We start from the raw sequence: 21,957 nt of genomic DNA on the forward strand, positions 1-21,957 counted from the left end.
TGCACACCTTGTGCACGCATGGTACATGCCTTTTCCGCGCTTCTTGCCCAGCCGCAACGGCCCCGATATACGGCGCTCATGCTAGACAATCGCCCCGAATTGCCCCCCGAAATCGCCCGCCGCCGGACCTTTGCGATCATCTCGCACCCCGACGCGGGAAAGACGACCCTGACCGAAAAATTCCTTCTGTTTGGCGGCGCCATCCAGATGGCTGGACAGGTCCGGGCCAAGGGCGAAGCACGGCGCACCCGCTCCGACTTCATGGCGATGGAAAAAGACCGTGGCATCTCTGTCTCAGCCTCTGCCATGTCCTTCGATTTCACAAGCAAAACCAATACGTTCCGGTTCAATCTTGTCGACACGCCCGGCCACTCCGACTTCTCCGAAGATACCTATCGCACGCTCACCGCAGTGGACGCTGCGATCATGGTCATCGACGGGGCCAAGGGCGTCGAAAGCCAGACCCAAAAGCTGTTCGAGGTCTGCCGCTTGCGCGACCTGCCGATCCTGACCTTTTGCAATAAGATGGACCGCGAAAGCCGCGACGTCTTTGAGATCATTGACGAAATTCAGGAAAACCTGGCCATCGACGTGACGCCGGCAAGCTGGCCCATCGGCATGGGCCGCGACTTCATCGGCTGCTACGACATCCTGCGCGACCGTCTCGAACTGATGGATCGCGCCGACCGCAACAAGGTCGCGGAAAGCATTGAAATCAACAGCTTGGACGACCCCAAGCTGGCCGACCACGTGCCCGAAGCACAGCTGAACCAACTGCGTGAAGAGCTGGAAATGGCCCGCGAGCTGCTGCCCCCGCTGGACCCCGAAGCGATGCTCCAAGGCACGCTCACCCCCATCTGGTTCGGCTCCGCCATCAACTCCTTCGGCGTCAAGGAACTGATGGACGGTATCGCGAACTACGGCCCCGAACCACAGGTCCAATCGGCCGAACCCCGCCAGATTTCGCCGGAAGAATCAAAGGTTTCCGGCTTTGTCTTCAAAGTCCAAGCCAACATGGACCCCAAGCACCGCGACCGCGTCGCCTTCCTCCGCATGGCGTCGGGGCACTTCAAACGGGGCATGAAATTGACCCATGTGCGGTCCAAGAAACCGATGGCCATCTCAAACCCCGTCATGTTCCTTGCCTCCGACCGTGAACTTGCGGAAGAGGCATGGGCCGGCGACATCATCGGCATCCCGAACCACGGTCAACTGCGCATCGGCGACACGTTAACCGAAGGCGAAGCTTTGCGTGTAACGGGTATCCCCAGCTTTGCGCCTGAACTGTTGCAAGGCGTCCGCGCGGGTGATCCGCTGAAGGCGAAGCACCTTGAAAAGGCGCTGATGCAATTTGCCGAGGAAGGTGCCGCAAAAGTCTTCAAGCCGTCCATCGGCTCCGGCTTCATCGTGGGCGTCGTGGGTGCTCTGCAATTCGAAGTGCTCGCCAGCCGGATCGAACTGGAATACGGGCTGCCCGTGCGGTTCGAACAATCGCAATTCACCTCCGCCCGCTGGGTGAGCGGTGACAAACAAGCCGTTGATAAATTTACGGAAAGCAACAAGCAGCATATCAGCCACGACCACGACGGCGACATCGTCTACCTCACGCGCCTGCAATGGGACATCGACCGCGTGGCGCGCGATTATCCGGACGTAACGCTCAGTGCGACCAAGGAAATGATGGTCTGAGGGTATGGGCACAGGCGACAACCCGATCTATGCGGGTGACTATGCTGCGCTCATGCGGTTTCTGGAAAAGCGGCAACGCCCCTTTGACAATGCCGCCGACCTTGTGCCCCCACTGGATACGGATCTGGCAGCGCTTTGGGACCAAATGGTACCTGCCACGACACTCAAATACTCAGACACACCGCGCTACGACGTTCGGCGCAAGCACCTGGAATTACAGAAAGAATTCAAAGGCGCACCGCAAATCCTGCACCTTCACGCTCTGCTGATTGCCATCTCGCGGCGTGATGCCCCGCCCGCACATGCGCTGCCACTTTTCTTCCGTCTCTGGCGGGAGGAAGGTCAAAGGCTCGCCGACATTCTGTCCGTCCGGTGGTTGATCTCCACCGCCACCACCTTTGCCGATTGTGGCGAAACCGGGGACCAGCGGGCCCTTGGCATGGGGCTGTCCGTCCTGTTTGATCTGGTCAAACTGCATGACAGTGAACGCAGATGCACGGGCAAGCCCGGCCATGAGAAAGTGAAATTCGTGCGCCACAAGTACCGCCCGCCCCTCGGCCTCGACATGCCACCCTATTCGATCGAAAAGGGCGATCTGGACAAGGTTCTTCTAGCCCGCCTGTGGCAACTGACTGAACGCGACACGACCATACGGCCTCTTGCCATGCGGATGCTTCGCATGGTCATGACCGACCGCGCCACGGTGTTCGCGCGCATGCAATCCTACAAGGGCAACGAATGACCTGGGGACTGTCATCAACCATTCTGGCGCGCACAGCCGACATTCTGCGCTTTGCGGCACACCACATCGAAATGGGCGCGCATCGGCTGTACATCTATCTGGATGACGACAATCAGACGGCCTTCAACCTACTGAAAGGACACCCGAAAGTGCGGGTCCAGATCTGCGATGCCGCGCATTGGAAGAAACTGGGTGGGCGGCGACCGTTCAAGCACCAGGCCCGTCAAACGATGAATGCCACGCATGCCTACAACCGCGGGGCCGAGGTGGACTGGCTGATCCACATGGATGCGGATGAGTTTCTCGTGTCGGACCAGCCTGTCTCCGACCACCTGAACGCATTGGGGGACAGCCAGCGTCTTGCCCGCATCAGGCCCATGGAATTGCTGGGCGGGTCAGACAGTGCCTTCAAGGCGTTCCTGCCCGCAGGCAAGGATCGGCGCAGAACCGTTCGCGCACTATACCCCACCTTCGGTCAGCACCTCGCGGGTGGCTTTCTCAGTCACGTCGCCGGAAAACTCTTTGTCCGCACGGGATTGCCAGACACTCAGATCCGCATCCACAACGCATTCCAGAACGACGCCATACTGCCCAACGCGATCGAGCTGCCCGATATAGCGCTTGCGCATTGCCACGCAAAATCATGGGACGCCTGGCGCGCGGCCTACGCGTACCGGCTGGACAAAGGATCGTATCGCGCCGAGCTGAAATCCGCGACAAAACCCGAAAATGGCGGCATGACACTGCATGACCTCTTTACCTATCTCGAGGCCAACGAGGGCGAAAACGGCCTACGCGCATTCTACGACGAAGTGATCGGCGACAGCCCGGACATGCGCGCACGGTTGCAAGCGCACGGTGCGCTGCGCATCGTCGATCTGGACCTCGACACCAAAGTCGCACGTCACTTCCCCGACGCGCCCGTTTGACGGAACGCGGCGGCTTTGCTATGCACGCGCAGCATGTCGGGGCACCGTGCCCCCGCTTGGGCCAATCGGGCCGACATCATCAGACGCAGCGGGCCAAGTCAGTGTCCGCAACCTACGGACGTACATGACAAAATTCTCTGATCTGAACCTGAATTCAAAGGTCCTGAAAGCCATCGACGAAGCCGGGTATGAAAACCCGACGCCCATTCAGGCAGGCGCGATTCCTGCAGCACTTGAGGGGCGCGACGTCCTTGGCATCGCCCAGACCGGCACAGGAAAGACAGCCAGCTTTACCCTACCGCTCATCACGCAATTGGCCCGTGGGCGCGCCCGCGCGCGGATGCCGCGCAGCCTTGTGCTGTGCCCCACACGCGAACTCGCCGCCCAGGTGGCCGAAAACTTCGACACCTATGCCAAGCATGTCAAACTGACCAAGGCGCTGCTGATCGGCGGTGTCAGCTTCAAGGAACAGGACATCCTGATCGATAAAGGCGTCGACGTGCTGATCGCCACGCCCGGTCGTCTGCTCGATCATTTCGAGCGCGGCAAGCTGATCCTGAACGACGTCAAGGTCATGGTCGTGGATGAAGCCGACCGGATGCTCGACATGGGCTTTATCCCCGACATCGAACGCATCTTCGGTCTCACGCCGTTTACTCGCCAAACCCTGTTCTTCTCCGCCACCATGGCACCCGAGATCGAGCGGATCACCAACACCTTCCTGTCGAACCCCGAACGCATCGAAGTGGCCCGTCAAGCCACGGCGTCCGAGACGATTGAACAGGGTGTGGTCATGTTCAAAGGCTCGCGCAAGGACCGCGAGGCGTCCGAAAAGCGCAAGGTACTGCGCGGCCTGATCGACGCCGAGGGCGAGAAGCTGACCAACGCGATTATCTTCTGCAACCGCAAGACGGATGTGGATATTGTCGCCAAATCACTGAAAAAGTACAAATATGATGCCGCTCCGATCCACGGGGACCTCGACCAGTCACAACGCACCCGCACGCTCGAAGGGTTTCGCAATGGGGAGCTGCGTATCCTCGTGGCCTCTGACGTCGCTGCACGCGGGCTCGATGTCCCGTCGGTCAGCCACGTGTTCAACTTCGACGTCCCCGGCCACCCCGAGGATTACGTGCACCGCATTGGCCGGACGGGCCGCGCAGGTCGTGAGGGCAAGGCGATCACCATCTGCGTGCCGCGCGATGAAAAGCAGTTCGACGCGGTCGAAAAGCTGATCCAAAAAGAAATCCCGCGCCTCGACAACCCGGTGAAACCAACAAAACCGGCCGAAGCGAAGGACGACAAGCCGAAGTCCACACGCAGCCGGTCCTCTTCGAAAACCGAAGAGACGGTAGAAACCACAGCGACCAACGAAGAGACGAAGTCATCCCGCAGCCGCTCCTCTTCCGGCCGCAGCCGTTCGTCGTCGTCACGCGATGATCGCAGCACGAACAAGGTCGTGGGCCTGGGCGATCACACCCCCAGCTTCATCGGCCTGAGCTTCGAAGAGCGCATGGCCAGCTAACCGGCGCCACGCAATTGTAAGGCGGACCTTGGTCCGCCTTTTTCAATGCATCCGGCTGATCACCACGGTCACTTCAGGCTTCTTGCCGATCTCATCCTGCGCTGACTTGCGGACGATCCGGCGCAATGCTTCAGTCAGGCTGTCGTCGTCACGCAAGGTCTTGGCATCGGCCCGGCCCAGGAACTGACCCAGATCCTCTTCCAGCACCTCGACCAGCGCGGCCTTCGACCGCCCCGTCTCTGCCAGCCCCATCAGCTCGCACCACGGCTCGCCTAGCGGCTCATCCTCTTCATCAAGGATCAGCGTCACCAGCACATGCCCGTTCAGCGCCATGCGGATGCGGTCGCGGACAACACCGTCCAGCGCGCCGATCTGCACCGCACCGTCCAGATATGTACGTCCTGTCTCTATGTACTCAGCCACGGTCGGTGCGTTGCCCGACAGGTCAATCATCATTCCGTTCACAGCCAGCACACCCGTGCGGCCCTTGCCCTCGGCCAGCTTCACATGCGCACGCAAGTGCCGGTGTTCGCCGTGCATCGGCACCACGATCTGCGGGTTCACGATGTCCTGTAACCGCTCCAGATCCGGGCCGTTGGCATGGCCCGACACGTGATAAAGACCCGAGGAATCATCAACCACATCCACACCCTTCTCAGAGAGCTGGTTGATGATGCGGATCACACCTTTTTCATTGCCCGGAATGGTCTTGGAGGAAAACAGGAACAGATCCCCCTCCTTCAACTCCAGCCCCATATACTTGCCATTCGCCAACTGAGCGGAGGCTGCACGGCGCTCGCCCTGCGAACCAGTCACCAGCAACATCAGGTTTTCGCGCGGGATGCTTTTCGCATCCTCGGGGCTGACAACGGTCGGGAAATCAGTCAGCACGCCCGTCTCAATGGCCGCTTCAATCATTCGGCGCATCGCGCGGCCCAACAGAACGATAGACCGCCCAGCAGCGACACCCGCCTCCGCCAGCGTCTTCACCCGCGCCACGTTCGAGGCGAAGGTCGTCGCCACAACCATCCCCGTCTGATGCCCGCGCACCAGCTTCTCGATCTCCGGCCCCACCGACAGTTCAGACCGACCGGGATGCTGCGAAAAGACGTTGGTGCTGTCGCAGATCAGCGCCTTCACCCCTTCCTTGCTCACCTCGGCCCACAGGTCCGGGTCAAAGGGTTCACCCACCACAGGGGTCGGGTCCAGCTTGAAGTCTCCGGAATGGATCACGCGGCCCTCGGGGCTGTCGATGATCAGACCGGCACTTTCCGGGATCGAATGGGACATCGGCAGAAAGCCCACCTTGAACGGCCCTGCCTGCACCTGATCGGGCCAGCCCGCCACAACACGCACGGCGTCGTCGGGGTGTCCGTGTTCGTCCATCTTCCGCCGCGCGATATTCGCGGTGAAGGGCCGCGCATAGATCGGTGCGCCAAGCTGGTCATAGGTGTGGGCAACCGCGCCCACGTGATCCTCGTGTGCGTGCGTGACAAAGATGCCGTCGATGCGGTCCTTCCGCTCCGCAAGCCACGCGATGTCCGGCAGGATCAGATCCACACCGGGCGAGCTGTCCATATCCGGAAAGGCCACGCCCAGATCGACAACGATCAGCCGCTCGGCATCCTGCGGCCCGTACCCGTACACATAGGCATTCATACCAATTTCACCCGCCCCACCAAGGGGCAGGTAGACCAAACGTTCACTGCTCATAAGTTCAGTTGTTTTCCTTGTTAAAGCGATGGATGACCGTCAGGCCATGCATCGTCAAATCGTCTTGAAAGTCGTCAAACAGCGTTTCGGACTGTTGGAACAGCGGGGCCAGCCCCCCTGTCGAGATCACGCGCATGTCGCGGTCGCGCTCCGCTTTAATTCTGGCACATATCTCACGGACAAGGCCCACGTAACCCCAAAACACGCCGGACTGCATGCAGGCGACCGTATTGGTGCCCACAACGGCCTGCGGCTTAGTGATATCCACATGCGGCAGGGCGGCAGCGGCCGAGTGCAGCGCCTCAAGGCTAAGGTTCACGCCGGGCGCGATCACGCCGCCCACATAGGCGCCGTCAGAGGCCACCACATCAAAAGTCGTTGCCGTCCCAAAGTCCACCACGATCAGGTCGCCGCCGCACCGATCATATGCGCCTGCCGTGTTCACCAACCGGTCGGGGCCAATCTGCGTCCCCTCGTCCACCCGTGGTGGCGCGGGCAACAGGCAATCAGATTTGCCCACAACGTAGGGCCGACAATTGAAATAACGGTCGCACAGAACCCGCAGGTTAAAGACAACGCGCGGCACAGTGGACGAGATGATCACATCCGTGATCTCCACATCCAGCTTCTGGAACTCCATCAGCGTCGACAGCCAGACATAGTACTGATCCGCCGTCCGCTGCCACTCGGTCGAGGTGCGCCAAGTGGCCAGGAATTGCGTCCCGTCCCAAATCGAAAACACGGTGTTCGTGTTGCCGCAGTCGATGGTCAGAAGCATGGCCTGCCCCCTCAGAAGTAAACGTCGCCTGCCGGGATGGTCATCCGGCCTTTGGCCGTCTCTAGAACAAGTTGGCCATCGCCGTCCACGTCCACGAAAGTGCCGATGTACTCGTCCCGCGTGGTGCGCGCCTTGATCGGCTCCCCCAACCGCGCCGCATGGGCCAGCCACGCTGTCCGGATTGGCGCAAAGCCATAGGTGCGGAACTGATCCTCATAGCGGGCGTAGGCGGTGGCCAAGAGGTCGAGAAAGTCTTCGGGCGAGATGATGGTGCCGAGCGTCGCTTTCAGCGCAGCAGGTGGTACGGCCCCTTCTTCTACCTCGCTCGCTGTCGGAGCCGCAGCCAGGTTGATCCCGATCCCGATCGCCAGATGCGTGATACCGGCACCGCTGCCGATGCTTTCCAGCAGGATCCCGGCAACCTTGCCGCCGCGCAGAAGCACATCATTGGGCCACTTCAGCGCAAAGGCATCCTCGCGCCCGGTCGCCGCGACAAAGGCGTCCCGCAAGGCAAGCGACATGACAAAGGATCGCAAGGCGGCTTGCCCCGGCGCTTCCTCCAACGGAAGAACCAGCGTGCCAGCAAAGTTGCCCTCAAGCATCGACCACGCCCGCCCACGCCGACCGCGTGCCGACGTCTGGCTCAGCGCCAAAATCCACTCGGGGCCAGACAGATCGGATGCGATACGCGCCGCCTCACTCAGCGTCGAGTCCACCGATGGCAACACACGCCGCCCGTACCCTGAAGGCCAAGCGCTCATGACTTCGCTGTTTCCCCAAAATCCTGCCCCACTGCCTGACAGGTGGCTTTGCCACCGAGAAGGAAGGGCCGATTTGCCATAGGCGCCTAGTTCACCAATGTCAGCGCCGCGGCCGCCGCCGCCGTATCCACACCGAACATGTTGATGATCCCGAATAGCATCACCGCTGCCGACCCCATCAGCATCGCCCAAAGGATCGGGGACTTGCCGCCATTCAGGCCCTCATCCTGCGTCTCTCCGAAGAACATGTAGTAGACGATGCGCAGGTAATAGTAGGCACCAATGACCGAAGCGATCACACCCGCGATGGCCAGCCACACCAGCCCGCCCTCATAGGCCGCGCGCAGCACATAAAACTTGCCGAAGAACCCCAGCATCGGCGGCACACCGGCCAGCGAGAACATCAGGAACAGCATGGCCCACGCCTTGCCCGGTTCGCGCTTGGCATACATCTTGAGCGATGAGATTTCGACGACAGGCTGGCCGTCCTTCTCCATCATCAGAATAAAGGCGAATGTGCCAATATTCATGGTGACGTAGATCGCCATGTAGACGAGCATCGCCTCAACCCCGAGCGCGGTGCCAGAGGCGAGCCCCATCAGCGCATAGCCCATATGGGCGATGGACGAAAACGCCATCAGTCGCTTGATGTTGGTCTGGCCAATCGCGGCAAAAGCACCAAGGAACATGGACAGCACCGACAACAGTGCCATGACCTGCTGCCAGTCCGCGACCGCACCGCCAAAGGCGTCGTGCATCACGCGCGCAAAAAGCGCCATGGCCGCGACCTTGGGTGCGGTTGCGAAGAAGGCTGTGACCGGCGTGGGAGAACCTTCGTAGACGTCCGGTGTCCACATATGGAACGGCACGGCAGAGACCTTGAAGGCGAAACCTGCCATCAAGAACACGAGGCCAAAGAGCAGGCCCAGCGAAACGCCCTCTTCCGCAACCTGAACGATGCCCGAGAACAGCGTGGTGCCCGCATAGCCATAGACCAGCGACGCTCCATAGAGCAGCAGGCCCGAGGACAGCGCTCCCAGCACGAAATACTTCAAGCCCGCCTCGGTCGATTTGACGCTGTCACGGCGCAGCGACGCCACGACGTACAGAGCTAGCGACTGTAGTTCGAGGCCCATAAAAAGCGCCATCAGATCGCCGGCCGACACCATGGTCATCATGCCCACGGCGGCCAACGCGACCAGCATCGGGTACTCAAAGCGCAAGAGACCGCGCTGCGACATGTACCCCTCGCTCATCAACAGCACGGCAGCGGCCGACACCAGGATCGTCACCTTGGCAAAGCGCGAGAACCCGTCGTCGATGAACATACCGCCAAAGGCCACATTCGTGCCCTCGCCCGTGAACCCGATCCACGCAGCAACGGCCAGGAATACCGCCGACGTGGCCCACAACAGCGGCGAGGCAAGATCGTCCTTGGACGTATACACCGCGCCGATCAGGCCCAGCATGGCGAACACCGCCAGCAGGATCTCGGGCAGGATGATGGTCAGATCAGCAGACATCCGTCGGCTCCTTAATTCTCGGCAACCATCGTCGCAGCCTCAGCTGCGGCGAGCGCCGTATCGTATTGTGTCACAAGGGCGGCCACCGACGGCCCGATGATGTCGAGGATCAGCGCCGGATACACACCCAGCAGCAGCGTCATCACCACCAGCGGAGCGAAAATCGCCTTTTCCCGCCGCGTCATATCGGTGATCGACTTCAGGCTCTCCTTGATCAGATCGCCCATGACCACCCGACGGTAAAGCCAAAGCGCATAAGCGGCAGAGAAGATCACACCGGTTGTGGCAACCGCGGCCACCCAAGTGTTGACCTGGAACACCGCCATCAACGTCAGGAACTCGCCCACGAACCCGGATGTGCCCGGCAGGCCCACGTTCGCCATGGTGAACAGCATGAAGATCAGTGCATAAGCCGGCATCCGGTTCACCAGGCCGCCATAGGCATCAATCTCGCGCGTGTGCATCCGGTCATAGATGACGCCCACGCACAGGAACAGCGCGCCCGAGATAAACCCGTGGCTCAGCATCTGGAAAATCGCGCCGTCCAAACCCTGCTGATTTCCCGAAAAGATACCCATCGTCACAAAGCCCATGTGCGCAACCGACGAATAGGCGATCAGCTTCTTCATATCGTCCTGCACAAGTGCCACCAGCGACGTGTAGACAATCGCAATCGCCGACATCCAAAGCACCAGCGGCGCCATCACCTCGGACCCCACCGGGAACATAGAAAAGGAGAAGCGGATAAACCCGTACCCTCCGAGTTTCAGCAGGATGGCGGCCAGCACAACTGAACCCGCGGTCGGGGCCTGCACGTGCGCGTCAGGCAGCCAGGTGTGAACCGGCCACATCGGCATCTTGACGGCGAAGCTGGCAAAGAAGGCGAGGAACAGGATCGTCTGCATCCCGCCGACGATCTGCATACCCAGCAGGCTGAACGTTTCGCTCCCGAACTGGTGGTTGAGCAGCGCCTCAATGTCTGTGGTACCTGCATCCGCATACATCGCAACCATCGCCACCAGCATCAGCACCGAGCCGAGGAAGGTGTAGAGGAAGAACTTGAAGCTCGCATAGATGCGGTTCGCCCCACCCCAGATGCCGATGATCAGGAACATCGGGATCAGACCCGCCTCGAAGAACAGGTAGAACAGGACCAGATCCAGCGCCATGAACACGCCCAGCATGAGCGTCTCCAAGAGCAGGAAGGCGATCATGTATTCCTTGACCCGGTCCGTCACGGACCAGGACGCCGCAATAACGAGCGGCATCATGAAGGTGGTCAGCATCACGAACAGAACGCTGATCCCATCGACCCCCATTTTGTAGGTGAGGCCCATGATCCACTCGCCCTGCTCCACCATCTGGAAGCCGGTGTCGTTGCGATCGAAGTCAAACAGGATGAACAGCGACGCGATGAACGTGATCACCGTGGTGGCCATCGCCACCCACTTGGCGTTGCGCTGCGCCGCCTCATCCTCGCCCCGCAGGAATACGGCCAGAATCAAGGCCGCCAACGCGGGCATGAAGGTGGTGATGGAAAGAATATTGTCCATCAGTTCGCTCCTCCGCTGAGCGTCATCCAGGTGACAAGGACAGCAATCCCGATCACCATGGCGAAGGCATAGGTAAAGATGTAGCCGGACTGCGCGCGACCTGCGAGGCGCGTGATGAAGGGCACAACGCCCATGGACAGCCCGTTGATCGTGCCGTCAATGACATCGCCATCGCCGCGCTTCCACAGCTTCTTGCCCAGCCACATGGCGGGCCCGACAAAGATGAAGTTATAGAGCTCGTCAAAGTACCATTTGTTTTTCAGGAACAGGTACAGCGGGCGCTGATCTTCTGCTAGGCGCTTAGGCAGCGCCGGGTTTGCGATGTAGAACCAATAGGCCACGATAAACCCGAGCAGCATCGACACAAAGGGCGACAGCTTGACCCAGGTCGGTACGTAATGGGCTTCGTGCAGGACAGTGTTTTCAGGCGCGATGTAGATTCCCGCCTCACCCGGCGCATCCTCCATCACATATTTCAGCTCGGATGCTTTCGGGCTGCGCTCGGCCACGGCATTTTTGATCTCTTCGGAGGGCGCCTCGTAATGACCCCCAAAGAACTTGATCACCTCGTTCGGCTTGCCAAAGAAAGACGAGTACCAGATCGCACCAGCAAACATCGCACCCAGAGAAAGCACACCCAGCGGGATCAGCATGACCATCGGGCTTTCATGCGCGTGCTCATGCGTGTGCTTGTCGCCACGCGGCTCGCCGTAGAAGGTCAGGAACATCAGGCGCCACGAATAGAAGGACGTGAACAGCGCCGCGATCACCAGCGCCCAGAAGGCAAAGGTCGACCCGACATAGGCGCTTTCGATCACCGCATCTTTCGATGCAAAGCCAGCAAAGCCGATCCACCCCGTCAGCGGGATGCCAACGCCAGTGATGGCCAGCGTCCCGATCATCATGGCCCAGAAGGTATACGGGATCTTCTTCCGCAATCCGCCATAGTTGGTCATGTCCTGCTCATGGTGCATAGCGTGGATGACCGAGCCTGCGCCCAAGAACAGCATCGCCTTGAAGAAAGCGTGCGTGAACAGGTGGAACATTGCTACGGAGTACACCCCAACACCCGCAGCGACGAACATATAGCCAAGCTGCGAACAGGTAGAATACGCGATCACACGCTTGATGTCGGTCTGTACCAGCCCCACGGTTGCGGCAAAGAAGGCGGTAATCGCGCCCAGCCCGGTGACAAAGGCCATAGCCTCGGGTGCAAACTCCATCACCGGCGACATGCGGCAGACGAGAAACACACCTGCCGTCACCATGGTCGCCGCGTGGATCAGCGCGGACACCGGCGTCGGCCCCTCCATAGCGTCCGGCAGCCAAGTGTGCAGGATCAGCTGTGCCGACTTGCCCATGGCGCCGATGAACAGCAGGAAAGCCACGAGGTTCGCCGCGTTCCACTCGCTCCAGAGGAAGGTCAGCTGCGTCTCCGCCAGCTCAGGTGCAGCGGCAAAGATGTCGTCAAAGTTGATGCTGTCGGTGAGGAAGAACAGTGCAAAGATGCCCAATGCAAAGCCGAAATCACCAACCCGGTTCACCACAAACGCCTTGATAGCCGCCGCATTGGCGGATGGCTTGCGGTAGTAGAACCCGATCAGCAGGTAGGATGCGACGCCCACGCCTTCCCAGCCAAAGAACATCTGCACCAGGTTGTCCGCCGTCACCAGCATCAGCATCGCGAAGGTGAAGAAGGACAGGTAGGCAAAGAAACGCGGCTTGTAGCTTTCGCCTTCGCGCCATTGCGGATCATGATCCATGTAGCCGAAGGAATACAGGTGGACGAGGCTCGACACTGTCGTGATCACGATCAGCATGATCGCGGTCAGCCGGTCCAGACGGATGGACCAGTCCGTGCTCAGACTGCCGCTTTCGATGAACCGCAGGATCTGGATGGTCTCGGTCGTGCCGTCAAAGGTGATGAACACGATCCAAGACAGGATAGCCGACAGGAACAGCAAGCCCGTGGCGATCCAGCAGGCCGCGACCTCACCAAAGATACGCCAGCCAAAGCCGCAGAGGATGGCGCCAACCAGAGGGGCAAAGAGGATGATGGTTTCCACGTCTAGTTCTCCCCGCACACACATTCATCCCGCCGAAGCGGAACAATATCTGCCGTAAATTCTTGGTTCCGCAAACGGGCAACCACATCGTCAAAAGTAAAAAAGGTGCTGCTCGCCGACATGCGTTCAATCTCGCCGAGGGCATGACCGATGTGATGGCTCAGAGATGGTTCGCCGAGCTGTTCTACCGCAATCATCTCGCGCCCGGAACAATTTGCCAAAAGTAAACGCTGTTCGTCAGCCAAAAGAAACACCGACAGATGGGCATTAAGATCATGGACAAGTGAATAGCTTGTTTCCCCAGCCGCGCATTCGATGGGGATTGAGGCTTCGCTTGCACTAGACGCCATAGCTAAGGCACAGGAAATCGCGGCGACCGATTTGCCGTGAGACAAAAACCCCATCACGATCAGCCCTTCATCACGTTGACGTCTTCGACGGCGATAGTACCGCGGTTGCGGAAGAAACAGACCAGGATGGCCAGACCGATGGCCGCCTCTGCCGCTGCAACGGTCAGCACAAACAGGGTGAACACCTGCCCGACGAGGTCGTCCAAGAAACTGGAGAACGCCACGAGGTTGATGTTCACCGCCAAGAGCATCAGTTCGATGCTCATAAGCAGGATGATCACGTTCTTGCGGTTCAGGAAAAGCCCGAAGATGCCGATGACGAACAGCGTCGCCGCGACGGTGAGGTAGTGTTCAAGTCCGATCATCAGTAGTCAACCTGTCCGAATTTCGTCTTTGTACCCCGCATGTCCGGGTACCATTTGTTACACGCGCAGCTTTCATGCGTGACTTTCGATCTAGCCACGCTGGCACCAAGCGATTTGAAACTGGCAGCAAGATCGTCGAATGCTTCCACCGCATCAGAACGAAGTGCGTCGTCCAAAACCGCTTCCGCCTCATTGGTTACGTCGAACAAGGTAATGGACCCTCCGTCAGAAGGATCTTCTTTACCCGTTGCAACGCGTACGTTGATCGCCGCCGCCGATTGGCAACTCTCGACGACCAGCGTGCTGCTATAAGGATGTATTGCATGCTGGCCAGTGCGATACTTTACAATGCCAGCGCCAAGGTCTTTGTGAGCAACCTCTACTGCATCTTCCGAAGTGAACCGATAGCAGGCTGCACCGGCCTCGTACGGCACCAGAAGAACGCAGATACACAAGGTGATAGCGGGAAAGGACCGGGTCATTGCAATTTCTCCTGCCGAAGAAACACCGACTTCTCCCCTCGAGCCTCGGGGTAGAGTGCGGCGCAGGCACAAGGCTCTGCCTCCAGCGTGATGATGTCGATGTCCCGCGCGATGCCATCCAGATCGGCGGCCATGCGGTCGAACGTGGCAAAGGCCCGCGCGCCGCTTTCGTGTCGATTGATCACTTGAAGTGCCGCGTCGGTCCGGTCAAAGGGCAAGCGATTGCCCATGTTCTCTTCCTGCGTCCGGAAGGTCAGTGCAGCGCCAGGCATACAGTCCACCAGAGTGAACGACGTCGCCGTCCCCTCCTGGCTCCACCAGTCGCGCCACATGACGCGGCCTTCGCCCAAATCGACATGATCCGCCTCGCCACCATGCGAGATATGCGTAGTCCGGTCACACTCCATCAGAGTCACAGCCGACGCCGGCCCAACCAGAGCCACGGCTGTCACTGCAGCGCAGACGGAATTTTTCAAAAATTCCGATCCGTTTTCTTTGAAAGAAAACGGCATCAGAGCCCTTGCCCCGGTTTGACGTCCTTCAACTCCATCGCCGTGGCCGGGTCGCGCATCATCTGGGCCACCACATCCTGACGCTTCACATCCGAGCGGTGGCGCAGGGTCAGCACAATGGCACCCACCATCGCGACCAGCAGGATCAAACCCGACAGCTGGAACAGCAGGAAGTATTGGTCATAGAGGATCATGCCCAACGCTTCTGTATTATGCCGATCCACCGGCATCACCTGCGCGCGCAGCCCTTCGGCCGCGGCATTGGATTCCCAGGCGCCAAAGGCCATCACGAACTGCATCAGGATCACGACGCCGATCAGCAGCGCCAGCGGCATGTATTTCGCCATCTCCGCCTTCAGCTCGGCGAAATCCACGTCCAGCATCATCACCACAAAGAGGAACAGCACCGCGACCGCCCCCACATAGACGATGATCAGCAGCATCGCCACGAACTCGGCGCCAAGCAGTACGAACAGGCCCGCTGCACTCAGGAAGGCCAGGATCAGCCACAGGACCGAATGGACCGGATTGCGGCTGATCACGGTGAAGAGGCCCCCGGCGATCACGCTGACCGCGAACAGGTAGAAGGCAAATACAGTCATGTTTCGTCCTCGTCGTCACCCATGACCTCCTGCGCCAATCCCATGGCGCGGGTCATGGCGGGCACCCCGGCGAACATCGCCATCATGCCCAAAGTCTCGGAAATCTGCTGGTCCGTCGCGCCTGCCTCGCGCGCATGGCGCACGGTCTGGCGAATGGCCGTGTCGGCCTGTGCGCCCTGCATGGTCAGCCCCGCAAGGGTGATCAGCAGACGTGTCTTGGCATCCAGCCCGTTCTCATTGAACGTGTTGCCAAACCACGTCTCCATCAGATCCTTGGGCATGGTTGGCCATAGCGCTTCGAACATCTTGGGATCAAACCCCTTCGACGGATCGAACGCCGCCATATGCGGAAACGCCTTCGTCATTTCGTGCATCTGGGCGATCATCGCGGCAAAGGGGTTCTTGTCGTCACTCATCTTCGGCCTCAAACACCTCGATGGCCGCATTCATCGCGTTGATCATGGCCGGAAAGCCGCCATAGAGGGTCATCTGGTAGATGATCTCGCAGACTTCCTCGCGGCTGGCCCCCACAGCGCGGGCGCTCGCAATGTTGACCTTGACCTGCGGACGCGTCTGCCCGCCCATCGCGGCCAAGGCAGCAATCGTCGCCAACAGCCGCGTCTTCTCGTCCACGACACCGCGCGTGTAGAACGTGCCATAAGGCACTTCCACGACCATGCGCGACAAGCCCGGCACCAGCGCGTCATAGCGGGCTGCCAGAGCATCTTCCATGCCCGGGTTCACCTGCTCCGACAGCGCCTTGCCGCGCTCATATGCGGAATCCGCACTCATCTGTAGGGAGCGTCCAGTTCCAGGTTGCGCGCGATCTCGGCTTCCCACCGCTCGCCGTTCTCCAGCAGCTTTTCCTTGTCGTAGAACAGCTCTTCACGCGTCTCGGTCGCGAATTCGAAATTCGGCCCCTCGACAATGGCATCCACCGGGCAGGCTTCCTGACAGAACCCGCAATAGATGCACTTGGTCATGTCGATGTCATAGCGGGTGGTGCGGCGGCTGCCATCCTCGCGCGGTTCGGCGTCGATGGTGATGGCCTGCGCGGGACAAATTGCCTCGCAGAGCTTGCACGCAATGCAACGCTCTTCCCCGTTGGGATAGCGGCGCAGGGCGTGTTCGCCCCGGAAACGCGGGGACAAAGGCCCCTTTTCATGCGGATAGTTCACCGTTGCTTTGGGGGCAAAGAAGTACTTGAGCCCCAGCTTCATGCCGACCCAGAAATCCTGAAGCAGGAAGTATTTGGCGGCGCGGCCGTAGTCGATCTGCGTCATTGCTAGTCTCCCTGTGTTGCGTCGTTAAGGTGCATATACGCCCAGGCCTTGAGGGCCGAGACAACCTCGCCCTGATCAGCCTGTTCGAAGGTCTTTTCACTGTCCAAGGTGCCGATGGAAAACTCGGACGACAGGTAGGACACCAGATCGTCCAGATGCCGCTCGGGCGCTTCGTTGATGGCGATGGCCAGTCCCATATCAGCCCCCCACGGCCCAGCGGGCATAGATGCCCCAGAACCAGTCGAACTTGGCGGCGAACGCCACGAACACGACCCAGACCAGGCTGAATGGCAGGAACACTTTCCAGCCCAGGCGCATCAGCTGGTCATAGCGGTAGCGGGGCGTGATCGCCTTCACCATGGCGAAGAGGAAGAAGAAGAACGCCATCTTCGCCACCATCCACAGCACGCCATCAGGCAGGCCCGGAATGGGCGACAGCCAGCCACCAAAGAACAGCAGGCTCATCAGCGCGCACATCAGGAAGATGGCGATGTATTCACCGGCCATGAACAGCAGGAACGGGGTCGAGGAGTATTCGACCTGATAGCCCGCGACGAGTTCGGATTCCGCTTCAGGCAAGTCAAACGGTGGCCGGTTCGTCTCGGCCAAGGCGCTGATAAAGAACAGGAACACCATCGGCAGGTGCGGCAGCCAGTACCAGCCAAAGAAGCCGTAACCGGTGTCCTGCGCGTTCACGATAGCCCCGAAATTCAGCGACCCGGTGGACAGGATCACACCGATGATGATCAGGCCGATGCTGACCTCATAGGAGATCATCTGCGCCGCCGACCGCAACGAACCCAAGAACGGGTATTTCGAGTTCGACGCCCAGCCGCCGATGATGACGCCATACACCTCAAGCGATGAGATGGCGAAGACATAGAGTATCGCGACGTTGATGTCCGACAGCACCCAGCCGTCGTTGAACGGGATCACCGCCCAAGCCACCATCGCCAGCACGAAGCTGGTCATAGGGGCGAGCATGAACAGGGTCTTGTCCGCACCCGCAGGCACGACAACCTCTTTCACGACGTATTTCAGCGCATCCGCAACGGTCTGAAGCAGGCCATAGGCACCGACCACGTTGGGACCACGGCGCAACTGCACAGCGGCCCAGATCTTGCGGTCGCCGTAGACCAGGAACAGGAGCGAGATCATGACAAACGCCACGACGGCCAGCACCTGGGCCAGAACTAGGACGGCGATGCCGCCAGGAGTGGTAAAGAAATCAGCCATCAGTCCTCACACCGTCGGTATTCCCCTCTCCGCGCAAGCGGCGGCCACGACTTCGGCGTCGATGGTCCGGATTCCACGCGGGAGGGCTGGCGAAATGGTGTAAACAGCATCTGCTTTCCACACGCCAGCCTCTTCGTATACATTTGTGCGCAAATGACGCGCAAAGCCCCAGCCCCGGATCAGCGTGTATCCGGCGGCTGCACATTCGGCATAATCCTCGACGTCGCGCGTCGTGATCGCGTTGGTCATTTCAACGTCAAACTGCACCAGATCCTCGGCCAGCAGTTGCGTTTCGATCCCGCGATAGTCGGGGATGAACTGCTCGGCCGTTGGCACGGAATCACAGGCCGCGAGCGGCAAGGCCGTTATGATCCAAGCAGGCTTCACTCTGCTGCCAGCGCCTGCGATTTGCGTGCCTTTGCATTGGCGCTGAGTTCCGCCATCAACTGGCTGGCGCGGGCAATCGGGTTGGTTAGGTAGAAGTCGCGGATGGTCGAGGTCAGCATACCGCCCTCGATCTTGCTCTGTTCCAGAACTTCTCCATTGTTCTCGGCCACCACGTCCACATCGCCGAGATGCGGATGATCCTTGACCAGTTTCTGTCGCAAAGCGGCGAGGCTGTCGTAAGGCAGCGTTGCGCCCAGCTCGCCCGACAGCGCGCGCAGGATCGCCCAGTTTTCCTTGGCCTCACCGGGCGCAAAGCTCGCGCGTTGGGCCAGTTGCGGGCGCCCTTCGGTATTCACGAACAACCCGCCTTCTTCGGTATAGGCAGCCCCCGGCAGGATCACATCAGCCCGGTGCGCACCACGGTCGCCGTGACTGCCCTGATAGATGACGAATGCGCCGTCACCGATCTCGACCTCGTCCGCACCAAGATTGTAGATCACATCCGCCTTTTCGACGGCTGCCATGCCATCCGGGTTTGTTGCACCCACATCCATTGCACCCACGCGGCCCGCCGCTGTGTGCAGGATCATCAGGCCGGATTTCGTGCTGACCGCCAGCGCCTGCGCGCCCGCCAGAATGGCGGCCCCATCGCCACGGGTCAATGCGCCCATGCCAACGATGATGATCGACGGTTTCTCCTGCACGGCAGAGTGATCGCGCTTGAGCAGATCATTGATGATCGTCGCGTCGGTGCCGATATGCGCCGCTTCGTAGGTCAAGTCCGGCATCTCGCCGATCACACCCACATTCGCTCCTTGGCTCCATGCCTTACGAATGCGCGCATTCAGCACCGGGGCTTCCAGCCGTGGGTTGGTTCCGATCAGCATGATGGCTTCGGCGGTGTCGATGTCCTCGATGGCGGCGGTGCCGACATAGGCCGCCCGATTGCCCGACGGCAGCTTGGCCCCGTCAGTGCGACATTCGACGATCCCGCCCTGCCCTTCGATCAGCTCTTTCAGCGCATATGCCGCTTCAACCGGCGCAAGATCACCGACCAACCCAGCCAGCGATGACGCACCCTTGATCGCTTCAGACGCCTTGCCAAGCGCCTCGCCCCAAGACGCGGGCCGCAGCTTGCCGTTCTCACGGACATAAGGCTTATCCAGCCGCTGCCGACGCAACCCGTCCCAGACAAAGCGTGTCTTGTCCGAAATCCATTCCTCGTTGGTGCCGTCATGGTTCAACGGCAGAAACCGCATCACCTCACGACCTTTCGTATCGACGCGAATGGACGACCCAAGCGCATCCATCACGTCCACACTCTCGGTCTTGGTCAGCTCCCAAGGCCGGGCAGTAAAAGCGTAAGGCTTCGACACCAGCGCCCCTACCGGGCACAGGTCGATGATGTTGCCCTGCAGGTTCGAATCGAGAGTCTCACCCAAGTACGAGGTGATCTCGCTGTCCTCACCACGCCCCGTCTGGCCCATCTGCGTGATACCCGCGACTTCGGTCGTGAAGCGCACGCAACGGGTGCAGGAAATGCACCGGGTCATGTGTGTCTCGACCAGCGGCCCCAGATCCAGATCGTCCACTGCACGCTTCGGCTCGCGGAAACGGCTGAAGTCGACGCCATAAGCCATCGCCTGATCCTGCAAGTCGCACTCGCCGCCCTGATCGCAGATCGGGCAATCCAGCGGGTGGTTGATCAGCAGGAACTCCATCACCCCTTCGCGGGCCTTCTTGACCATGGGCGAATTGGTTTTCACGACAGGCGGCTGTCCCTCGGGACCCGGGCGCAAATCCTTGACCTGCATCGCGCAGGACGCCGCAGGCTTCGGCGGACCACCCACCACTTCCACAAGACACATCCGGCAGTTGCCCGCAATCGACAGACGCTCATGATAGCAGAAACGCGGGATCTCGATCCCGGCCTCTTCGCAGGCCTGGATAAGGGTCATGGCCCCGTCCACCTCAACCTCATTGCCGTCGATGATGATCTTGCGAAGGTCACTCATGCGTCAGTTCATCCTCAATAGGGCGCCAATCTGGCCGCCTCTTTCAATTTCCGCACGTCCCAGCGCGCAGTAGCTCGCGGGCTGGCCCGGCGTCACGCCGCCCTGCTTCAGATAAGCCTCGCCCTTGGCTTTCAGCCGCGCCTTTTCGGCATCCGACTTGCGGTAAGCGTCAATCTCTGCATCCGTATAGCCAAGCGCCCGCGCCCGCCCTTTCAGCCCGTTGACCACGGACATCGCCCGCAGCATGCGGGCCGAAATATCCGGGCAGTTCTTGCGAATCTCGTCCGCGATCCCGACAGCCAGAATGGTGCCGTCAATCTCGGGCACGTCCCGAAGATGGGGCTTCGCCGAGGCTATCCCGGCAGTCAGGCTAAGGATCAGGGCCATGGTCATTGCGCGCATCGTTTCTCTCCACCTTGTGCATCACATTGATGCCATGTGGGAAAGCAGGTTCGTGCTATGCAATATCACGGGCCGACACAACCCGTCAGAGCGCAAAATGTCGCCTTAAACGGCGCTTGTGATCACGCTGGGGTGCAGGTGCCGCGCAACAGCAACCGGTCGTTGGAAATGCGAAGCGTCCCGTCCTCTGCGTCAGGCCCTTCCGCCCACTCGATATCGGACGATCCATACTCCTGGATGCAATAGCGAATGGCCTCGTAGCGGCCCGCCTCGCGCGCGCCGTCCAGCGATGCGGACACGGGCGACACGGTGACCTCGAACTGTTCGCGTTGGCGGCGGTCGACCTTGCTGGCGTTCGCCCGGAAAAACTGACCATCAAAGGCGACGCGTTCGGACCGCCGGTCGCCGCATGCGGTCAGCACCAGCACCGAAATCAGCAAAAGCCCGGTCAACATCGCAGGGCGCATGTCAATCAATGCACGGGTCTTCGTCTTGGTCACAGCGGTCTCCTCCACCCCGGTCTTGAGGCCTCAGGCGGCATGATCCCAGCCAAAGGCGTGGTCCGTATTGCCATGGTTTTCAAGATGATGGAAGCGCTCAAGTGCCTCCTCAATCGTGGGTATATGGCCCACGGGCACCCACCACATGACAAAACGCAAACCCTGTTCCGGATTGTACCACTCGCCCTTGCGGTCATAGAACTGCTTGTGAACGGTGTTGAAGGTGAAGGCGCGGAGACTTTCAATGTCTTTCCAGACGGAAAGCGTGCTGGCCGTGCGTGGATTGCCCCCGAGCGGGCCATCGGGGTCAAGCTGCGCCACCTCCATCTCGTCGCCTTCCAGATGCCAGACATAGCCGGGGGTACGACGCGCCATGTCATAGACACGGTCGAGGTTGTTCAGGAAGTCCGCGACGCGCGGATCTTCCCAGTCGTATTTCAGCGTGCCGATGTTGAACTCAGCGAGGTGCATCCGCAACGCTCACACCGAAAACCTCCCACAGCACAAAAACGCATACAATCAAGACGATTGCCAAAAGCCAGGA

25 protein-coding genes are annotated in these 21,957 nt (G+C 60.1%); 4 read left to right on the forward strand and 21 right to left on the reverse strand.

All coding sequences use genetic code 11. From position 1 onward, the window contains the following. The first annotated feature begins 78 nt into the window (after window positions 1-78). From FD715_RS04770 to FD715_RS04785, 4 genes are all read left to right on the forward strand, one after another. Entirely contained in the window at window positions 79-1,689 is a 1,611-nt protein-coding gene (locus FD715_RS04770; protein ID WP_147106004.1) for a peptide chain release factor 3, read from the forward strand. A gap of 4 nt (window positions 1,690-1,693) precedes the next feature. Then, window positions 1,694-2,431 (forward strand): hypothetical protein, encoded by a 738-nt coding sequence (locus FD715_RS04775; protein ID WP_147106007.1) that lies wholly within the window; start codon window positions 1,694-1,696, stop codon window positions 2,429-2,431. Next, window positions 2,428-3,360 (forward strand): glycosyltransferase family 2 protein, encoded by a 933-nt coding sequence (locus FD715_RS04780; RefSeq protein WP_147106010.1) that lies wholly within the window; start codon window positions 2,428-2,430, stop codon window positions 3,358-3,360. Before FD715_RS04775 ends, FD715_RS04780 begins: the two co-directional genes overlap by 4 nt. Window positions 3,361-3,484: 124 nt before the next feature. Then, window positions 3,485-4,885, forward strand: a complete 1,401-nt coding sequence (locus tag FD715_RS04785; protein ID WP_147106013.1) for a DEAD/DEAH box helicase — start codon at window positions 3,485-3,487, stop codon at window positions 4,883-4,885. 42 nt (window positions 4,886-4,927) lie between these two features. On the opposite strand, the gene FD715_RS04790 is transcribed toward FD715_RS04785, so the two are convergent. The 21 genes from FD715_RS04790 to FD715_RS04890 form a co-directional block, all read right to left on the reverse strand. Next, window positions 4,928-6,598, reverse strand: coding sequence for a ribonuclease J (locus FD715_RS04790; RefSeq protein WP_147106016.1), 1,671 nt, complete (start codon window positions 6,596-6,598; stop codon window positions 4,928-4,930). 4 nt (window positions 6,599-6,602) lie between these two features. Then, window positions 6,603-7,376, reverse strand: coding sequence for a type III pantothenate kinase (locus FD715_RS04795; protein WP_147106019.1), 774 nt, complete (start codon window positions 7,374-7,376; stop codon window positions 6,603-6,605). 11 nt (window positions 7,377-7,387) lie between these two features. Continuing rightward, complete coding sequence (locus FD715_RS04800; protein ID WP_147106022.1) at window positions 7,388-8,137, reverse strand: biotin--[acetyl-CoA-carboxylase] ligase; 750 nt, start codon at window positions 8,135-8,137, stop codon at window positions 7,388-7,390. An 86-nt stretch (window positions 8,138-8,223) separates the two neighbouring features. Next, window positions 8,224-9,660 carry an NADH-quinone oxidoreductase subunit NuoN gene (nuoN, locus tag FD715_RS04805; RefSeq protein ID WP_147106025.1) on the reverse strand — a complete coding sequence of 479 codons (1,437 nt, stop codon included), beginning with the start codon at window positions 9,658-9,660 and terminating at the stop codon, window positions 8,224-8,226. A gap of 11 nt (window positions 9,661-9,671) precedes the next feature. After that, complete coding sequence (locus FD715_RS04810) at window positions 9,672-11,213, reverse strand: NADH-quinone oxidoreductase subunit M (protein ID WP_147106029.1); 1,542 nt, start codon at window positions 11,211-11,213, stop codon at window positions 9,672-9,674. Further along, on the reverse strand, window positions 11,213-13,279 hold the full coding sequence (gene nuoL / locus FD715_RS04815) for an NADH-quinone oxidoreductase subunit L (RefSeq protein ID WP_147106032.1): 2,067 nt from the start codon (window positions 13,277-13,279) through the stop codon (window positions 11,213-11,215). The genes FD715_RS04810 and nuoL overlap by 1 nt, the downstream gene beginning before the upstream one ends. Before the next feature lie 2 nt (window positions 13,280-13,281). Further along, the gene (locus FD715_RS04820; protein ID WP_147106035.1) at window positions 13,282-13,683 is read right to left on the reverse strand and encodes a hypothetical protein; all 402 of its coding nucleotides are present in this window, start codon (window positions 13,681-13,683) and stop codon (window positions 13,282-13,284) included. Between the two features lie 5 nt (window positions 13,684-13,688). Continuing rightward, window positions 13,689-13,994, reverse strand: coding sequence for an NADH-quinone oxidoreductase subunit NuoK (gene nuoK, locus FD715_RS04825; protein ID WP_039686350.1), 306 nt, complete (start codon window positions 13,992-13,994; stop codon window positions 13,689-13,691). Beyond that, complete coding sequence (locus FD715_RS04830; protein ID WP_147106038.1) at window positions 13,994-14,476, reverse strand: hypothetical protein; 483 nt, start codon at window positions 14,474-14,476, stop codon at window positions 13,994-13,996. The genes nuoK and FD715_RS04830 overlap by 1 nt, the downstream gene beginning before the upstream one ends. Next, window positions 14,473-14,883: a hypothetical protein gene (locus FD715_RS04835; RefSeq protein WP_223274737.1), complete on the reverse strand. Its 411-nt coding sequence runs from the start codon at window positions 14,881-14,883 to the stop codon at window positions 14,473-14,475. Before FD715_RS04835 ends, FD715_RS04830 begins: the two co-directional genes overlap by 4 nt. 104 nt (window positions 14,884-14,987) lie before the next feature. Further along, entirely contained in the window at window positions 14,988-15,590 is a 603-nt protein-coding gene (locus tag FD715_RS04840; RefSeq protein WP_147106044.1) for an NADH-quinone oxidoreductase subunit J, read from the reverse strand. Continuing rightward, on the reverse strand, window positions 15,587-16,006 hold the full coding sequence (locus tag FD715_RS04845; RefSeq protein WP_039686347.1) for a carboxymuconolactone decarboxylase family protein: 420 nt from the start codon (window positions 16,004-16,006) through the stop codon (window positions 15,587-15,589). The genes FD715_RS04840 and FD715_RS04845 overlap by 4 nt, the downstream gene beginning before the upstream one ends. Further along, window positions 15,999-16,382, reverse strand: coding sequence for a carboxymuconolactone decarboxylase family protein (locus FD715_RS04850; protein WP_147106047.1), 384 nt, complete (start codon window positions 16,380-16,382; stop codon window positions 15,999-16,001). Before FD715_RS04850 ends, FD715_RS04845 begins: the two co-directional genes overlap by 8 nt. Further along, window positions 16,379-16,873: an NADH-quinone oxidoreductase subunit NuoI gene (nuoI, locus tag FD715_RS04855; protein ID WP_039686343.1), complete on the reverse strand. Its 495-nt coding sequence runs from the start codon at window positions 16,871-16,873 to the stop codon at window positions 16,379-16,381. The genes FD715_RS04850 and nuoI overlap by 4 nt, the downstream gene beginning before the upstream one ends. Window positions 16,874-16,875: 2 nt before the next feature. Further along, a complete protein-coding gene (locus tag FD715_RS04860) occupies window positions 16,876-17,070 on the reverse strand; it encodes a hypothetical protein (protein ID WP_147106049.1) in 195 nt (64 codons plus the stop codon). A gap of 1 nt (window position 17,071) precedes the next feature. After that, on the reverse strand, window positions 17,072-18,109 hold the full coding sequence (gene nuoH / locus FD715_RS04865; RefSeq protein WP_039686340.1) for an NADH-quinone oxidoreductase subunit NuoH: 1,038 nt from the start codon (window positions 18,107-18,109) through the stop codon (window positions 17,072-17,074). Between the two features lie 6 nt (window positions 18,110-18,115). Further along, window positions 18,116-18,481 (reverse strand): hypothetical protein, encoded by a 366-nt coding sequence (locus FD715_RS04870; protein WP_147106722.1) that lies wholly within the window; start codon window positions 18,479-18,481, stop codon window positions 18,116-18,118. Between the two features lie 11 nt (window positions 18,482-18,492). Beyond that, on the reverse strand, window positions 18,493-20,511 hold the full coding sequence (gene nuoG, locus FD715_RS04875) for an NADH-quinone oxidoreductase subunit NuoG (protein WP_147106052.1): 2,019 nt from the start codon (window positions 20,509-20,511) through the stop codon (window positions 18,493-18,495). Window positions 20,512-20,514: 3 nt separating this feature from the next. Then, on the reverse strand, window positions 20,515-20,913 hold the full coding sequence (locus tag FD715_RS04880) for a DUF5333 domain-containing protein (protein ID WP_147106055.1): 399 nt from the start codon (window positions 20,911-20,913) through the stop codon (window positions 20,515-20,517). A 122-nt stretch (window positions 20,914-21,035) separates the two neighbouring features. Then, window positions 21,036-21,413, reverse strand: coding sequence for a hypothetical protein (locus FD715_RS04885; protein ID WP_370455353.1), 378 nt, complete (start codon window positions 21,411-21,413; stop codon window positions 21,036-21,038). A gap of 30 nt (window positions 21,414-21,443) precedes the next feature. Beyond that, window positions 21,444-21,884, reverse strand: coding sequence for a DUF3291 domain-containing protein (locus FD715_RS04890; protein WP_147106058.1), 441 nt, complete (start codon window positions 21,882-21,884; stop codon window positions 21,444-21,446). Window positions 21,885-21,957 lie beyond the last annotated feature (73 nt).

Origin of the sequence: Tateyamaria sp. syn59 (genome assembly GCF_007995245.1) — a bacterium.
In the GTDB taxonomy this organism is placed as follows: Bacteria; Pseudomonadota; Alphaproteobacteria; order Rhodobacterales; family Rhodobacteraceae; genus Tateyamaria.

Bases quoted from the DNA above. Each gene is read 5' to 3' on its own strand.
- FD715_RS04795 (WP_147106019.1), bottom strand. From the start codon at position 7,376: ATGCTTCTGACCATCGACTGCGGCAACACGAACACCGTGTTTTCGATT.
- FD715_RS04785 (WP_147106013.1), top strand. From the start codon at position 3,485: ATGACAAAATTCTCTGATCTGAACCTGAATTCAAAGGTCCTGAAAGCC.
- FD715_RS04830 (WP_147106038.1), bottom strand. From the start codon at position 14,476: ATGACCCGGTCCTTTCCCGCTATCACCTTGTGTATCTGCGTTCTTCTG.
- FD715_RS04840 (WP_147106044.1), bottom strand. From the start codon at position 15,590: ATGACTGTATTTGCCTTCTACCTGTTCGCGGTCAGCGTGATCGCCGGG.
- FD715_RS04890 (WP_147106058.1), bottom strand. From the start codon at position 21,884: ATGCACCTCGCTGAGTTCAACATCGGCACGCTGAAATACGACTGGGAA.
- FD715_RS04775 (WP_147106007.1), top strand. From the start codon at position 1,694: ATGGGCACAGGCGACAACCCGATCTATGCGGGTGACTATGCTGCGCTC.
- FD715_RS04810 (WP_147106029.1), bottom strand. From the start codon at position 11,213: ATGGACAATATTCTTTCCATCACCACCTTCATGCCCGCGTTGGCGGCC.
- FD715_RS04845 (WP_039686347.1), bottom strand. From the start codon at position 16,006: ATGAGTGACGACAAGAACCCCTTTGCCGCGATGATCGCCCAGATGCAC.
- FD715_RS04850 (WP_147106047.1), bottom strand. From the start codon at position 16,382: ATGAGTGCGGATTCCGCATATGAGCGCGGCAAGGCGCTGTCGGAGCAG.
- FD715_RS04880 (WP_147106055.1), bottom strand. From the start codon at position 20,913: ATGCGCGCAATGACCATGGCCCTGATCCTTAGCCTGACTGCCGGGATA.
- FD715_RS04770 (WP_147106004.1), top strand. From the start codon at position 79: ATGCTAGACAATCGCCCCGAATTGCCCCCCGAAATCGCCCGCCGCCGG.
- nuoI (WP_039686343.1), bottom strand. From the start codon at position 16,873: ATGACGCAGATCGACTACGGCCGCGCCGCCAAATACTTCCTGCTTCAG.
- nuoH (WP_039686340.1), bottom strand. From the start codon at position 18,109: ATGGCTGATTTCTTTACCACTCCTGGCGGCATCGCCGTCCTAGTTCTG.
- nuoN (WP_147106025.1), bottom strand. From the start codon at position 9,660: ATGTCTGCTGATCTGACCATCATCCTGCCCGAGATCCTGCTGGCGGTG.
- FD715_RS04790 (WP_147106016.1), bottom strand. From the start codon at position 6,598: ATGAGCAGTGAACGTTTGGTCTACCTGCCCCTTGGTGGGGCGGGTGAA.
- FD715_RS04800 (WP_147106022.1), bottom strand. From the start codon at position 8,137: ATGAGCGCTTGGCCTTCAGGGTACGGGCGGCGTGTGTTGCCATCGGTG.
- FD715_RS04835 (WP_223274737.1), bottom strand. From the start codon at position 14,883: ATGGAGTGTGACCGGACTACGCATATCTCGCATGGTGGCGAGGCGGAT.
- nuoK (WP_039686350.1), bottom strand. From the start codon at position 13,994: ATGATCGGACTTGAACACTACCTCACCGTCGCGGCGACGCTGTTCGTC.
- FD715_RS04820 (WP_147106035.1), bottom strand. From the start codon at position 13,683: ATGGGGTTTTTGTCTCACGGCAAATCGGTCGCCGCGATTTCCTGTGCC.
- FD715_RS04780 (WP_147106010.1), top strand. From the start codon at position 2,428: ATGACCTGGGGACTGTCATCAACCATTCTGGCGCGCACAGCCGACATT.
- nuoG (WP_147106052.1), bottom strand. From the start codon at position 20,511: ATGAGTGACCTTCGCAAGATCATCATCGACGGCAATGAGGTTGAGGTG.
- FD715_RS04860 (WP_147106049.1), bottom strand. From the start codon at position 17,070: ATGGGACTGGCCATCGCCATCAACGAAGCGCCCGAGCGGCATCTGGAC.